This is a genomic window from Nostoc sp. DedQUE09 (genome assembly GCF_034530915.1).
Lineage (GTDB): Bacteria > Cyanobacteriota > Cyanobacteriia > Cyanobacteriales > Nostocaceae > Nostoc.
Genome location: NZ_JAVRCE010000086.1, coordinates 14,150 through 28,641, shown reverse-complemented (window position 1 = coordinate 28,641; position 14,492 = coordinate 14,150). Strand labels below are relative to the sequence as shown.

Genomic DNA, 14,492 nt, shown 5'->3' with positions numbered 1-14,492 from the left:
ATTCATTAATGAGGCTCGGAACTCCATTAATGAGCCTTTGATATTCATTAATGAGATTTATACCATTTCTTTGTGAGGCTGCGCCAAACCCTTTTCTTTCTTATACGTAAATATGGTTTAACGCATCTTCATACAAAAGATGTTTAATTATTCAAAAGATATAGAAAACATTAGACTGCTTTTATTCATTAAGAAAAGGTATCTATGCTTGGACACGACATTATTGTTATTGGCACTTCGGCAGGCGGACTCAAAGCACTGGGCGTAATCTTGGGTGCTGTGCCTGCTGAGATTGATGCTGTCTTCTTCATTGTTCAGCACCTCCCAGCAGATCAGCCCAGCATTCTCCCCCAAATTCTTACAGATGTAGGCTCTCTCCCAGCATCTCACCCGGTAGATGGAGAGTTAATTCAAAGCGGGCGAATCTATGTTGCACCCCCCGATTATCACCTGTTGGTCAACCAAGGCTTGATGCGTGTCGTGCGTGGGCCTCAAGAAAACCGCTTTCGCCCCGCGATCGATGCGTTATTTCGTTCAGCCGCCCGCGCTTATGGTACAAGGGTAGTAGGTGTGATACTCACCGGCTATCTCGATGATGGCACGGTGGGGTTACAGGCAATCAAGAAACGGGGCGGAGTGGCGATCGTTCAAGACCCGAAGGAAGCAGAATACCCCAGCATGGCAAAGAGCGCCTTGCGGTATGTGAAGGTCGATTACTGCTTGCCGCTTGTAGAAATCCCAGACTTGCTAGTGCGGTTGTCAAAAGAACCCGCCGCCAAGGAGGAGGCATACCCCATGACCGAAGAGATCGAAATTGAATCCAAGATTGCACAACAGCAGATGAATACCCAAGAGTTTTTGGAGAGTGTAGAAGCGATCGGGACTCTAACGACTTACACCTGCCCTGAATGCAAGGGCAGCCTCTGGCAAATTGGCAAAGGAGAGCCGCTACGGTTTCGCTGTCACACGGGGCATTCCTTTACGGCTAATGCGTTCCTGGCAGAGCAAACTCAGAATCTTGAAAATGCGCTGTGGTCGGCTGTGCGGACAATGGAGGAAAAAATTACATTCTCCCGTCAAATGGCAGAACGGATGAGAAACTACAATTTAACTAGTGCTGTAACAAAATATGAAGATCATGCAATGAATTTGGATAGAGAAGTGTCCTTAATTCGAGATATCATTCTCAACGGTTTTGCCACGAAACGATCCATTGCTGCAATAGAGGAAGATCAGCCGGAGTAGCTGTAGGCTTGTCACAAATCTTCCTTACAAACAAATGCTTGAGTGTTTGTATTTAGGGGCTGACAACAAAGCAAAAGTCACGCCTCCGGCTGCCTTGATTGCTTTCAGCCCCAGTGAACCGTCTCCATACTTTTGGGCTGAAAACGGTCAAATATATTGCTGATATTATAGCGATCGCTGTCTTGTTGTTACACGCACTTAGCCATTTAGCGTTTAAGCGCTGGTTGGAAAAACCAATTAATGAGGGATTAAATAGAAGATTAATTATAAATTAGTACATTTGAAAAAATCAGTGAAAGCTTGAGAAAATATTTTGCGATCGCTATTGTGAAAATGCCTAAAAATCTTAGTTAAAAAACAGATTTAATAAAGGGAGAAGGTTCAGTAAATAATTATTTAACTTAAACCTTCTTCCTAAATAAAATTCCACCTTTTACAGTATCGCCAAAATCTAGTTACTTGAGCAACTTGTTAGAACGAGGAAAACCTCTACCACAGTGTACTAATCTAAAGTCTTTTTAACTTCATCTTTGATATTTTCAGCGGTGTGGCGGACTTGAGATTCAGCTTGTTTAGCTTTACCTTCAGCTTTATCTTTAGGATCGCCAGTTACTTCACCAACCGCCTCTTGTACTTTACCTTCAACGTTTTTAGCAAAAGCTTTTGCTCTATCTTCGATACTCATATTATTTGCTCCTAAAATAAGTTGCGTAGTCATTAAGTTATTGCTTGCTTGAGAAGCGCTGCAATATCTATAAATTACTTTTAAATAAGTTTTAATTCTTCTATCTAACGATGTTTTTATAACAAATATTTGTGTTCGTTGTACATAGTTTTTTAACCTTAAAACTCATCTTTAGAAATTCAATTAATATCTAATAGAGGGATAGGGATCATTCGATTGTTCTATCTTTAGACAAAATCCTTTATCACTTTAGGTAGACAGCCATGATAATAAACTGCTACTTGGCTTATTACCACTGGATATGGTAAATACAGCGCTCTTTATCTAAGTCGAGGGGAAAGGGTAAAGGTTAAAGGGGAAGGGAACAATACAGAACCTCTTCCCCTTTTCTCGACTTATGCAAGAAGTCTCTTGGTTATACATTAACAGCCACTTATTAACTTGCAATCGGCTGTATGTTACTTCTAAAACTCTGACTACTTAAGCAACTACTAGAAATAACTAACACTAAAAATAGTTTAAATTTCAGTAAATACTTTAGGAATAGTAGCTTGCAGAATAAGGATTTTGTCACAAAATTTAGCACAAATCAACATAATTGTTCAGGTTTTAACTGAAGAATAGTTTAGCTAGTGCAATAAGGCATAGAGAAGTCTCAGCAGCGACTTGGAAGTACCTAATAAAAGTTGTGACTAATTTCTGCTCAAAGACAGCAGGAACAATTATCCACGTTTATTTCTAGCTTCTTACTTGTAGTATTTATGAAGATATTTATGCAATCAAATTTTAGTACTCAAGCAACTCCCAATTCGCAATATATAGACTCTAGGATGCAAACAGATTCATCTGTTAACATTTTCATCGGATATTCTATCTTGATTCCAATGATTGTGTTTGTAGGGTTTAATCTCTATAAGAAACACCGGGCTGCTGTTTTCCGCCGACAAGTTGCTTCTTTAGAGGAACTGTGGCATTTGAATATTAAAAAGGAGCTTGAAGAAAAATAATCATGAAGTACTTATTTCTAATTTGGGTGCTTATATTCTCTTTAGTCGCTCCTAGTGCGGCGATGTCTGACAACAAGCCGCTTCTCGACCAGACCATACATCAACACGTCTACACTGAAGTAAAACAGCCATACAACTTAATATCTGGACTTGGCACGATCCACCATCCAGTTTCTACTTCTAATCCGCAAGCTCAAGAGTTTTTCGATCAGGGATTAAATTTAATTTACGCTTTCAATCATGATGAGGCAGCGCGTTCTTTTCAATACGCTGCCAAACTTGATCCGCATTTAGCGATCGCATATTGGGGTGTTGCTTTAGCCTTGGGGCCTAACATTAACTCGGCAATAGACCCCAATCGGGAATTAGCTGCTTACCAAGCAGTACAGCAAGCTTTGGCCCTTTCTGCCCAAGCTTCCACCCAAGAACGAGACTACATTACCGCCTTAGCAAAACGTTACTCTGAAGATGCCGATGCTGATTTGTATCAACTAGCGGTAGACTACGCCAAAGCAATGGGAAACCTAGTCAAGCGCTATCCTGATGATTTGGATGCGGCGACACTTTACGCTGAAAGCCTGATGGATCTGCATCCTTGGCAGCACTGGACTAAAGATGGTAAGCCACAGCCAGATACAGAAGAAATTGTGGCTGTTTTAGAATCAGTTCTCAAACGTAACCCAAATCATGCAGGAGCTAATCATTACTATATCCATGCAGTGGAAGCCTCACCTTCTCCAGAACGGGCCCTTGTCAGCGCTAATCGACTCGGAACTCTAGCGCCAGCAGCGGGACATTTGGTACACATGCCAAGTCATATTTATTTTCGTGTGGGAGATTATCAAGGGGCAATGCAGGCAAATGAGCAGGCGATCGCTCAAGATGATATTTACATCAAAAAATATCAAGTCCAGGGTACTTACCCCATGATGTATTACAACCACAACGTACATTTCCTCATGGTGGCTAGTAGCATGGCAGGAAGATATGAAGACGCTCTAAAATCCGCAGATAAATTAGTTGCAAATGTTACTGCAATTGACCCGTATGCACCAATGCTTGAGGGATTCCTCGGCAGCAAAATGCTGATTCAGACACGCTTTAGTGATTGGGATGCCATTTTAAAAACTCCTGCTCCCGAAGCTAAATTGCCCACTACCTCAGCACTTTGGCATTTTGCTCGCGGTATGGCAAGCGCAGCCACAGGCAAACTTGAAGACGCAGCAAGTGAAAGTCGGGCATTACTAGCTGCCAAACAGGGAATTTCCACCGAGGCAACGATTGGATTCAGTCCTGCCAGTAATATTTTAGACATTGCCTCAAAAGTTCTAGACGCCAAAATTGCTAGAGAAAATCATGATTATGAATCTGCCATCCAATTGCTAGAAAAAGCAGTAGTAGCAGAAGATGCCCTAAATTACGTGGAACCGCCAGACTGGTATTTTCCGACACGGGAATCTTTGGGTGCTGTGCTTTTGGCTAAGGGTGACTATAGAGAAGCTGAGAAAGTCTTTCGTGCCGATTTAAAAAAATATCCCCATAATGGACGTTCTCTATTTGGCTTGCAGGCAAGTTTGCAGGCACTAGGCAAAGATGAGGCCGCTCAACTTGTCAAAGCTGAATTGGAGACAGCTTGGAAAGGTGATGTTCGGCAACTTAAGATTGCAACTTTGGTTAATTAGCCGAATATGATGTTACGCCACTTGCTCTCCTTTTCCAAAAGGAGAGGCTAGCGCTAAAGAAAAAGACTCGCGATGCTTGCTGCCGTAAGCATCGCAGTTACTTTGATAGCAGGTTCTCCAAAAGAGTAGAAGTCACAATAGTTTTATATTTGTTGCCTGACTTTGCCTTTCGTATTAAAATTTTGAAGTAATGCTTCATGGTGAATCCAGTCAAACGTTCAATTCGGAATATTAAAGATGCGCCCCTGCATGTCTGATTTTCTATATCACCCTACAGAATTTATCTTATTCCATTTCCAACCCCTTTTTGCGGTGGATTGTACTTAGGGTATGTGGGGGCGGGCGATCGCTTAGGTGCGATCGCATCACTAGTTAACTATCTAATGGGTGCAAAGAGTTGGCTCGTATGTCATCCTAGATTTATGAGAGTTAATTCAGTGATGTCTTTGATTTTAGTATTGAAAGGCTTTTTCCTTTTAGTATTTACAGACTTCTGAGAGAAATTAAAATCTCTACACAGTGATGATTTTGGAGAGAATCGATGTCAATTTATGTAGGTAACCTCTCTTATGATGTTACACAAGAAGATTTAAGTGGTATTTTTGCAGAATATGGTACTGTAAAGCGCGTTCAAGTACCTACTGACCGTGAAACAGGTCGTCCACGCGGCTTTGCTTTTGTGGAAATGGGAACTGAAGCTGAAGAAACTGCTGCCATTGAAGCTCTCGACGGTGCTGAGTGGATGGGTCGTGACCTGAAAGTGAATAAGGCTAAACCCAAGGAAGACAGAGGCGATAGAGGTTCCTTTGGTGGTGGTAACAGAGGAGGATACGGCAACCGCGGCGGTGGCGGTGGCGGTGGCGGACGATACTAACCTTGGAAACAAAAACTTACCAAGAGTCTTAAGGTCAGACAAACAAGAGTCTGTCTTTTTTTTGTAATGTTACCGCCTGCATAGCCATTGATGAAGTCAACTTAGTAGGAGAAATAATGACCCAAGTAATTGTAGGTGACAATGAACACATTGAGTCAGCCTTACGACGATTTAAACGAGAAGTTTCCAAGGCGGGAATTTTCCCAGACATGAGAAAGCATCGTCATTTTGAAACACCCTTAGAAAAACGCAAGCGCAAAGAAGTTGCCAAGCACAGACAAAGTAAGAGAAGTTTTCGTAATTAAGGGCTGACATACAGCAGAATTCAGGAGTCAGAATTCAGAAGTAAAACAGGCTTTATATCTTGCTTTGACACGAATCGTTGTGTACTTCGCATTCCTTGAATTCTGTTGTAAATATAAACGAATGCCCTCATAGATTCTATGAGGGTTTTCCTTTTGTCTATTTTAAAATCAGGAAACCTAAAGAAACGCTAAAATCAAGTCAGCCTTTGTATTGTAGCGGTTGTGTCCCACATCACTCAGAGGGCGGTTCACTGTATAAATCCTGATTGTCAACGTCCTTATCCTCAGCCTTGGGGAAACAAATTTTGCAACAGCTGTGGCGCACCGCTAGAGTTGTTAGACCGCTATGTTCCACTTCAGCCATTAGGATCGGGAGGATTTGCTCAAATCTACACAGTTTGGGATGAAAAAACTCAAACAGAGAAAGTGTTGAAAGTATTGGTAGAAGATTCACCAAAGGCACTGGAGTTATTTACCCAAGAAGCGGCGGTTTTATCTAGTTTGCACCATCCAGGTGTCCCCAGAGTCGATGCCGAAGGGTATTTTCAGGTACAACTGTTTAACCCCAAACCGCACCAACTGCCTTGCCTGGTAATGGAAAAGATCAATGGGCAAACTTTAGAGGAGATATTAAAAAAGTTTCCCCAAGGGTGTCCAGAGAGTTTGGTTTTAAACTGGTTTGTCCAAGCTGTGCAGATTTTACAAGAATTACACAAGCGTCAGATTCTTCACCGGGATATCAAACCTTCTAATTTAATGCTGGGCAGTTCTTCGCCATCTTTAACCCCATCTCAAGGGCAAATAGAGGGCGATCGCTTGGTACTAATTGATTTTGGCGGGGCGAAACAATTTAGCGCCTCTAAGCTGCGTTCTGTGTCTAGTTCCACGCGATTATTTTCTTCTGGCTACAGTCCACCAGAGCAAGTGACTGGAGGTATTGTTGGGCCAAGTGCCGATTTTTATGCTCTTGGTCGAACGGTGATTGAACTACTAACAGGCAAATATCCGCTAGAGTTGGAAGATCAGCAAACGGGTAAATTGCGCTGGCGAACTGCGGTAAATGTCAACCCGCAACTAGCAGATTTGCTGGATGAGATGGTGCAGGAGGATGTGCGATCGCGTCCAGCAAATGCAGCTATAATTCAAAAACGTTTGGCGAAGATTTCTCAACCATTACCGCCGCCAGGATTATTTGCCCAACTACGAGACAAAATTAAGCTTGCCTCAACGCAAGTTTTCCAGAGATTTACACTGATAACACAAGCTATTGAACAAGTTTTAGCTAACTTTAGCCTAGCTGTCACCAAAACCGTTATTTTTATCGCTCAGACAATCATTAAAATTTTCCGAGCTTGTTTGGCGACGATTTGGGCGATCATTCTGAGTACTATCGGCGCTTGTTTTGGTGCGATCGCTGGTTTTATTTTGGCCTATCACACCAGCTTAGGGCCTCAAGTTGTGGAATTGATTGGGCGTCAGCTAAACCAATTAGTACCAAATACTCAACCAGTCTTCGGGGCAGATATTTTGGTGTTCGTCGCCGCAGGCTGGGGAACCGCATGGGGACTGACAGTATCCGGGTGTTTTGGTCAACGGCGGCGGTTTTTAGTGGCTTCTCTGATGGGCATAATTAGCTATGGCTTCGGCTGGTTAATTTTGCAATTAATCACCCCAAAAGATAGCGGCGAAGGCTTAGTGGCAGTGATTTTAGTGGCAGTTTGCCTACTCACCTTGAGTTTAGGACTTCGCAGCCATCATGTAGTGTACGCTGTGTTCGCAGCCTTTGGCAGTGCGATCGGCTATGCAGTTTTAATTCTTTTGAAGTTAGCACCTCCAATTTTCCAATTTACCAATCAACCAGCTTGGCCAGACTTACAGTTGTCTCTGACTTTTTTTGGTTCTGTAGGCTTCTTTATCAGCTTCTGGTTAGGAGTGAGTTATTACCTAATTGTCCCTGGACTGCGCCTTTTAGGATGGCGATGAAGAAGGCAGGGGGGCAGCACTTCGACTACGCTCAGTGACCAGGGAGCAGGGGGACAGGGGGGCAGGGGCAGAATTAATAATCAATTCCCAATGCCCCATTCCCAATGCCTAAAAACAAGATCCCCCTAGTCGTATTTTTATCGAGCTAGGGGGATCACATATTTGGTAGTCTATAATTGGTTCGGTATAGTTCCTTACGATTTGATTTTATAGCCTATATTTCTGTTTGAGTAGTCTTACTATTAGAATTTATGGTATTTTTACAGCTTCTTAATCAATGCTTCATTCCTGTACTTCCTTAGAGAAGCAGTATATGTAAGGATGACAGTACGTGATGTTCGTAACTTGTCATTTTTGTAAATATCAGTAAAAAATATGAAACTTAAGATTGTTGCCACCGTCGTCCTGTTAGCTTGTTTAGGGTTTGCAAAGCAGGCTCTTGCGTTAAATCAGCTAGATTTGGATCAGTTGAAGGCAACAAGTGCTTGTCCTCGGTGTAATTTGAGTGGCGCTGACCTAACTAAGCTGAATCTAATTGGAGCAAATTTGCGAGGAGCTGACTTGAGCAGCGCTACATTATCTCAAGCTAATCTCACGAATGCCGATCTCACCGGTGCAAATTTAGAAGGTGCGATTCTGAATTCGGCGAATCTCAGTGGTGCTTCTTTAACAGGAGCAAATTTAAAATCAGCATCCCTGGAAAATGCTGATCTGTCTTTTGCCGGCTTCATCAGTGCCAATTTAGAAGCAGCGAACTTAAAAGATGCCAAATTGCAATTTACTAATTTTCGGGGTGCTAACTACCGACTAACAACTTTAAATAATGGTGTCGTCACCTCCGACAAGCCTTATGGCTGGTCGTTAGAGCGTCAAAATCCCAGAGAATGTAACGAGTACAAACCCGAAAATACTCCAGGCACAACCTGCTACTCAAAATAAACTGGGGTATGGGGTATGGAGCATGGGGCATGGGGCATGGGGCATTGGGAATCGAGAAGAGACAAGGTAGACCAGGAAGAGGGGGGGAGATAAGGGAGAGACTTGTTCAATAATTCCCCCTTGTCTTCCTTGTCTCCCCTGCTCCCCTGCTCCCCTGCTCCCCTGCTCCTCTGCTCCTCTGCTTGTTCTCAACACTCCTTGTATAGCAAAAGCATTTTGTTTATTAACAGTTCTTTATCATGGGAAAAAAGCCTATAGATTAATTGAATCGATGCTTACCCATATAAAAGACCTAGCAGCAAAACTAGCACCCCGCTTAATTGAAATTCGCCGCCACATCCACTCTCACCCAGAACTCAGCGGTCAAGAGTACCAAACAGCAGCCTTCGTAGCTGGTGTTTTGTCTTCCAGTGGGCTACACGTACAAGAGGGAGTTGGTAAGACAGGCGTGATTGGAGAACTCCAAGGCACTAGCCAAAATGGCCGTTTATTGGCAATTCGTACTGATATGGATGCCTTGCCAATTCAAGAAGGCACTAATTTGGAATATGCCTCTCGTGCAGATGGGATTATGCACGCTTGCGGTCACGATGTCCACACCACTGTGGGGTTAGGAACGGCAATGGTGCTGTCCCAAATGGCTGAGGAGTTGGGTGGAAAAGTACGGTTTTTATTTCAGCCAGCTGAGGAAATTGCTCAAGGGGCAAGCTGGATGGTGAAAGATGGAGCGATGGAAAATGTTTCAGCTTTATTAGGGGTTCATGTTTTCCCTTCTATACCCGCAGGATCTATTGGGGTGCGTTACGGGGCTTTGACAGCCGCTGCTGATGATTTAGAGATTCTGATTATGGGAGAATCTGGACACGGGGCACGTCCCCATGAGGCGATTGATGCGATTTGGATTGCTTGCCAAGTGATTACTGCACTGCAACAAGCCATCAGCCGGACACAAAATCCCTTGCGTCCTGTAGTATTGAGTATCGGGAAAATTAATGGTGGCAGAGCGCCGAATATAATTGCGGATAAAGTGCAGTTATTGGGAACAGTGCGATCGCTCCATCCCGAAACGCGTGCCCATCTCCCAAACTGGATTGAAAACATTGTATCTAATGTTTGCCATACCTACGGGGCAAAGTATCAAGTCAATTATCGCCAAGGTGTACCCAGTGTCCAAAATGATTACGCCCTGACGCAATTGTTACAATCAGCCGCAGAAGAAGCTTGGAGTAGCGATCGCGTTCAAGTACTACCCGAACCTTCCCTTGGTGCTGAAGATTTTTCGATGTATTTGGAACACGTCCCCGGTTCTATGTTTCGTTTGGGCGTAGGCTACAAAGAAAGAATCATTAACCACCCATTACACCATCCCCAATTTGAAGTTGATGAATCTGCTATTATCACTGGGGTTGTCACTATGGCATACACAGCTTATAAATATTGTCAGCAAAACTGTCAGCAAAAGTTATAAACAAAAACTCCCAGCGTTTTTCTGCTGGGAGTTTTTGTTTAACTAACCTTTTTTAGCGGATATAGAAAGCCCAAAAGCATTTTACACATTCGATTCGCTAACAACACCCAATTTCTCTTGGATTCGGGTCTTAGCGGCTTTGAATTCAGTAGCCAGTTGCTCGCTTTCATCGCTGCTCAAGTTGTTACGAATAGCAGCAAACATTGTGCTTTCTTCTTGACGAATATGGTCGCCAACAGCTTCCATCAAGTGTCTAACTTGATCTTTGAATTCAGATGAAGAAGGGCTAATGGCCTTAATTTGGTCTAACACCTGCTTCATTTCAGCTTGTTCATCAAACAGTTCTTGGGTGTTATCTTGACCGTAGAAAGGACGTACTCGTGGGTAGACTACTTCCTCTTCAGCTTCAGCGTGAGCAGTTAAATCCTTGTAAATTTGACCGAAGTACTCTTGGATCTTTTGTGGATCGTCGCTTTGCAGTAGTTCGGTGAATAAGGTATTTACTTTGTTGTGATCGAGGCGGATAACATCTTGGATATTTAAATCCTTTTTGTCGCTGTTTTGGGTGACAGCACTACCAACTACACCACTGACTGCGGCCATAGCGTCTTGAACACGTGCCCAAATTCCTTGATCTGCATCTTGTCCAGTGAGTTCGCGGACACCCAAAATTTCCAGAATGCCTTTGAGTTGCTCTTGGTGAGCGCGGTTCTCAAAGTTAATGGTATTCAATGGCCCGATCGCTAGCAACACATCAGCGCCAACTTTTTGAGCAGCTTTGTGAACTATCAAGCCACTCATTACTATTTGATGTTTCAGCAATTCATGCTGAGAGACTTTCTCATACAGGCTTAACTCAGAACCTTTGAACAATTCGCGAGCTTTTTCAATGAATTGCGTAACATTTTGTTTGGGTTCAGCCTGAATCCCATACTGACCAATTACGGTTTCCAGAACACCAAGGTTTTTTTCATCATCATTGATAAAATTTCGGATGCGATCGGCAATTTCAGCATCAAGCCCTTGCGTCAAAAGCGATTGTTCATTTTCGATCGCCAACTGTTGCAGAGCTTTAATACTTGCAAGTTTTACAGCAATAGCATTGCGTTTCGTATCATCTAATGTAGTTACCATTCGTGTTCTCCTCGGCAAAGTCTTCAGAATTATTACTGATATAACCTTGACATAGGAGTTGGGGATATTTCATCTTTCTTTTGAGCGATCGCTCTCACAACTCTGGGTAGAGAAATAAAACTTTTCGTTAGAGAAAAATCGAAGCGATCGCTTCAATTCATGGTTGCAATCAAAGCAAGCAGTTTAGTCTTACATTCAAATTGAATAGATTACCTATTTGGAAGTAATCTATATCTTTAGAATTAAAATTAATTTTAAAAAACTACTTCTTATTCAAGAGGGCAAAATCGTAACCAGTTCCACTAGAACAAGACTCACAACGCTCAATTTTGACTAGCATTGCTTCTCCTTGACGCTCCCCGGAGGGCGAAAACTGAATCATTCCGGTTGCTCCCGATGTGGAAAAATTGGGATTAGACAATACCCTTTGCAATCCTTCGCGGGTGCTGTCTTCTTTTAAGCCAGCAATAATTGCTTGGAGTGCATCATAAGCTCCCGCTGTTCTCTGATTTACTTGTGCATTCCAAAGCTGAAAAGCATTTTTTGCAAAGGGGTTATCTTTATTAGCATTACGGTGCCAATACACAGGTAATACCATTCCTTCGAGATCCTTGCCATTTTGTAAAGTTGTTGCACTGTACATAGTTTCAGAAGCAAACAGTGGCTTTCTACCTTTAACCTCTTGTGCTACCTTGGTGGCAAAATATATATTTCTGATTGAAGGCATTAATAAAAAGCCGCTTGCATTTTCTGTTTCTATGGCTTTATCCACAAAAGCTTTAGGGTCAAAATTTTTGTCTGCTAAATTGCAAGGTGTACTAATAACGTTGCTACCATATTTTTTGATAGCTTGAGTGTACTTTTCTACAAGTATCTGATTTGATGAAGAGGTGGAATTATCTCTTGAACTACGAACATCACCACAAATAGCAACATTTCTTGCTTGTCGAGCAATGTAGCGAGAATGAGTATCTACTAAATTATCATATAACGGATTTACATGAAACAAGTAGTTATTTGTGGAAATATTAGGTTGACTATTTAGTGTATTATTGGGATTTTCTGCTTGATTTGGTAGCTCGACGGGTAAGACTAAAACCAAACCTTTCTCTTTATATATTTCTGCCTTACGTCTAACACCCACAGCAGCTACAAGGCTTTTATCTTCAACTAATTCATTATCTAGCCGTGCAGAATCTTCTCTATTCTCAGCACTTGCAATTACAATTTGTAATTTTTTACCATTAATTCCTCCTTGGTTATTAACTTCATTTTGAGCTTGAGCTACACCGCGTAAAATCTCTTCTGCTAAACTAGGATCGAAGTTAATTGGTGCGACGATCGCAACTTTTATAGCTTCTGAATTATCTCGTGCTATTTTGGCATTGTTTAAATAAATTAAAGTTTCCGGGTCATTGGGATTATTTTTCAGAGAATCAGTAAATTTTTTAACGGCAGTAGTGAAATCTTTCTCAGCAAAAGCTTTAACTCCATCTGTTTTTTCAGGGGATGTTTGCACTTTCACTAAAATCCTTGTACCCAAATTCATTAAGGACGGCTTATTTGTAAATGAAGATGAACTTTGTGTCTGATCTGATGATGTTACGATAGTAGAAGAAACTTGGCTAATTAACCATAAAATAGCTGCTACCATTACCCCAGCTATACCAAGTGAAATAAGCAGTCTCAAGTTTTCTTTTTTATTTGTCATGAATAATTATCCAAATTTTACAAAATTTATCTGAGATAAAGAGATTTATCAAAATTGAGCAAAACCAAAAAACTAAAGATATTTAGCAATCAGTTTGTTGATTATTTCAGACACACCCACGATAATAACTGTCAATAAACCTGCCAGAATAACTAACAATCCTACGAGCAGTAGTCCATTTAAACCAGCTTTAAAAAGATTATTAGTTAGGATATTTCTGAAAATAAAAACAACGAGTAAATTCGCGATGATAGCAATAAGAATTAAATAAGTTTTTTCTAGAAGTGGGCGAGATTGAATAAAGACTAATCCTCCTAAAATGAGCAACCACAATCCAGAGCTAATCCAAGTCGTTCCGAGGAAACTTATAAGTGCGATCGCTAAAAATGAACTACCCGATCCAGCTATTATTGCTCCAGACAACAATTGACTATTAGAGAATTGCGGTAGATATCGAGTTGATTTATGTTGATTTTGTGGCTGCGATCTCGATTGCAGAGTAGGTGGAATAACTGTAGGAGATGATGTATACTTTAGCGGTGGCAACTTCTTCAAATCTTGTAAGACAGCCTGTGCAGATTGATAACGCTGTTCGTGATTTTCTTGTAGACATTTATTAATAATCATGTCTAATTGTTGACTTATGGGTTGCGTTAAATGCTGCCGCCAACTAGAAGTCCAACCATAGCCTTGTTTCATCCACAAACTTGAAGGAGAGATATTAGTCAGCAGATGAAAGCAAGTTATTCCTAAACTGTAGATATCACTGGAAGGAAAAACTTTACCCGCTTGCATTTGCTCAATTGGTGCATAACCTAATGAACCAATAATTGTCCCCACTGTAGTGTTTGTCGGTTCCGTCTTTTGCTTTGCCACCCCAAAATCAATTAGTACTAATTTCCCATCATTTTGACGGCGAATAATATTTTCTGGTTTAATATCTCGGTGAATTACTTGTTGTTGATGTATGTCTACTAGTACAGATAATAAATCATTTAAAAAATCTCGAATCTTGGCTTCATCAAAAACTCCCTGCTGTTTTAACTCTTGCAACAGATTTTGCCCTTCGATAAACTGCTGTACTAAATAGAGATATTCAGCTTCCTTAAAATATGCATACAAATTGGGAATTTGGAGATGTTCTCCTAGTTCTTTGAGACGTTTGGCCTCTCGTTCAAACAACTCAGTCGCTTTTTTATGTGCCTGACTACCCTGACTGCCATAAAATTGACTTAGAACCAGCTGCTTCACAACACATCGTTCATTGAGCTTGTCTATATCTTCTGCGATATATGTGCGTGCAAACCCTCCTCTCCCTAATGGCGTGATGATTCGGTAACGATTTCTCAATAGCGATAACAACTCTGTGCCACAACTGAGGCAGAAATTTGCCCCGTCAGGATTTTGGGGATTCTCGCAATTAGGATTTAGGCAGCAGACCATATAATTATCGCTGTCG

The 14,492-nt window shown here is 41.7% G+C and carries 13 protein-coding genes; 9 read left to right on the top strand and 4 right to left on the bottom strand.

Annotated features, from left to right (window positions below; translation table 11 throughout):
* The first annotated feature begins 204 nt into the window (after positions 1–204).
* Together RMY27_RS32410 and RMY27_RS32405 are read left to right on the top strand one after the other, a co-directional pair.
* Entirely contained in the window at positions 205–1,245 is a 1,041-nt protein-coding gene (locus RMY27_RS32410; protein ID WP_322668917.1) for a chemotaxis protein CheB, read from the top strand.
* A gap of 113 nt (positions 1,246–1,358) precedes the next feature.
* Complete coding sequence (locus RMY27_RS32405) at positions 1,359–1,520, top strand: hypothetical protein (protein ID WP_322668916.1); 162 nt, start codon at positions 1,359–1,361, stop codon at positions 1,518–1,520.
* A gap of 227 nt (positions 1,521–1,747) precedes the next feature.
* Here RMY27_RS32405 and RMY27_RS32400 read toward each other — a convergent pair whose 3' ends face one another.
* Positions 1,748–1,930, bottom strand: coding sequence for a CsbD family protein (locus RMY27_RS32400; RefSeq protein WP_322668919.1), 183 nt, complete (start codon positions 1,928–1,930; stop codon positions 1,748–1,750).
* A 773-nt stretch (positions 1,931–2,703) separates the two neighbouring features.
* On the opposite strand from RMY27_RS32400, the gene RMY27_RS32395 reads away from it, so the two are divergent.
* The 7 genes from RMY27_RS32395 to RMY27_RS32365 all read left to right on the top strand — a co-directional run bounded on the left by RMY27_RS32395 (position 2,704) and on the right by RMY27_RS32365 (position 10,188).
* The gene (locus tag RMY27_RS32395; RefSeq protein WP_322668915.1) at positions 2,704–2,937 is read left to right on the top strand and encodes a hypothetical protein; all 234 of its coding nucleotides are present in this window, start codon (positions 2,704–2,706) and stop codon (positions 2,935–2,937) included.
* Between the two features lie 2 nt (positions 2,938–2,939).
* Positions 2,940–4,619, top strand: coding sequence for a hypothetical protein (locus RMY27_RS32390; RefSeq protein ID WP_322668914.1), 1,680 nt, complete (start codon positions 2,940–2,942; stop codon positions 4,617–4,619).
* 541 nt (positions 4,620–5,160) lie between these two features.
* Positions 5,161–5,493, top strand: a complete 333-nt coding sequence (locus tag RMY27_RS32385; protein WP_094351322.1) for an RNA recognition motif domain-containing protein — start codon at positions 5,161–5,163, stop codon at positions 5,491–5,493.
* 116 nt (positions 5,494–5,609) lie between these two features.
* Complete coding sequence (rpsU, locus tag RMY27_RS32380) at positions 5,610–5,798, top strand: 30S ribosomal protein S21 (RefSeq protein WP_012407716.1); 189 nt, start codon at positions 5,610–5,612, stop codon at positions 5,796–5,798.
* A 222-nt stretch (positions 5,799–6,020) separates the two neighbouring features.
* Positions 6,021–7,781 (top strand): serine/threonine-protein kinase, encoded by a 1,761-nt coding sequence (locus RMY27_RS32375; RefSeq protein WP_322668913.1) that lies wholly within the window; start codon positions 6,021–6,023, stop codon positions 7,779–7,781.
* Positions 7,782–8,156: 375 nt separating this feature from the next.
* A complete protein-coding gene (locus RMY27_RS32370) occupies positions 8,157–8,720 on the top strand; it encodes a pentapeptide repeat-containing protein (RefSeq protein ID WP_322668912.1) in 564 nt (187 codons plus the stop codon).
* Positions 8,721–8,991: 271 nt separating this feature from the next.
* Positions 8,992–10,188 carry a M20 family metallopeptidase gene (locus tag RMY27_RS32365; RefSeq protein WP_322668911.1) on the top strand — a complete coding sequence of 399 codons (1,197 nt, stop codon included), beginning with the start codon at positions 8,992–8,994 and terminating at the stop codon, positions 10,186–10,188.
* An 81-nt stretch (positions 10,189–10,269) separates the two neighbouring features.
* On the opposite strand, the gene RMY27_RS32360 is transcribed toward RMY27_RS32365, so the two are convergent.
* From RMY27_RS32360 to RMY27_RS32350, 3 genes are all read right to left on the bottom strand, one after another.
* On the bottom strand, positions 10,270–11,322 hold the full coding sequence (locus RMY27_RS32360) for a hemerythrin domain-containing protein (RefSeq protein ID WP_322668910.1): 1,053 nt from the start codon (positions 11,320–11,322) through the stop codon (positions 10,270–10,272).
* 262 nt (positions 11,323–11,584) lie between these two features.
* Positions 11,585–13,033, bottom strand: coding sequence for an ABC transporter substrate-binding protein (locus RMY27_RS32355; protein WP_322668909.1), 1,449 nt, complete (start codon positions 13,031–13,033; stop codon positions 11,585–11,587).
* Between the two features lie 72 nt (positions 13,034–13,105).
* Complete coding sequence (locus RMY27_RS32350; protein ID WP_322668908.1) at positions 13,106–14,476, bottom strand: serine/threonine-protein kinase; 1,371 nt, start codon at positions 14,474–14,476, stop codon at positions 13,106–13,108.
* Positions 14,477–14,492: the final 16 nt, after the last annotated feature.

Bases quoted from the DNA above. Each gene is read 5' to 3' on its own strand.
- RMY27_RS32395 (WP_322668915.1), top strand. From the start codon at position 2,704: ATGCAATCAAATTTTAGTACTCAAGCAACTCCCAATTCGCAATATATA.
- RMY27_RS32370 (WP_322668912.1), top strand. From the start codon at position 8,157: ATGAAACTTAAGATTGTTGCCACCGTCGTCCTGTTAGCTTGTTTAGGG.
- RMY27_RS32410 (WP_322668917.1), top strand. From the start codon at position 205: ATGCTTGGACACGACATTATTGTTATTGGCACTTCGGCAGGCGGACTC.
- RMY27_RS32400 (WP_322668919.1), bottom strand. From the start codon at position 1,930: ATGAGTATCGAAGATAGAGCAAAAGCTTTTGCTAAAAACGTTGAAGGT.
- RMY27_RS32360 (WP_322668910.1), bottom strand. From the start codon at position 11,322: ATGGTAACTACATTAGATGATACGAAACGCAATGCTATTGCTGTAAAA.
- rpsU (WP_012407716.1), top strand. From the start codon at position 5,610: ATGACCCAAGTAATTGTAGGTGACAATGAACACATTGAGTCAGCCTTA.
- RMY27_RS32350 (WP_322668908.1), bottom strand. From the start codon at position 14,476: ATGGTCTGCTGCCTAAATCCTAATTGCGAGAATCCCCAAAATCCTGAC.
- RMY27_RS32365 (WP_322668911.1), top strand. From the start codon at position 8,992: ATGCTTACCCATATAAAAGACCTAGCAGCAAAACTAGCACCCCGCTTA.
- RMY27_RS32385 (WP_094351322.1), top strand. From the start codon at position 5,161: ATGTCAATTTATGTAGGTAACCTCTCTTATGATGTTACACAAGAAGAT.
- RMY27_RS32390 (WP_322668914.1), top strand. From the start codon at position 2,940: ATGAAGTACTTATTTCTAATTTGGGTGCTTATATTCTCTTTAGTCGCT.
- RMY27_RS32355 (WP_322668909.1), bottom strand. From the start codon at position 13,033: ATGACAAATAAAAAAGAAAACTTGAGACTGCTTATTTCACTTGGTATA.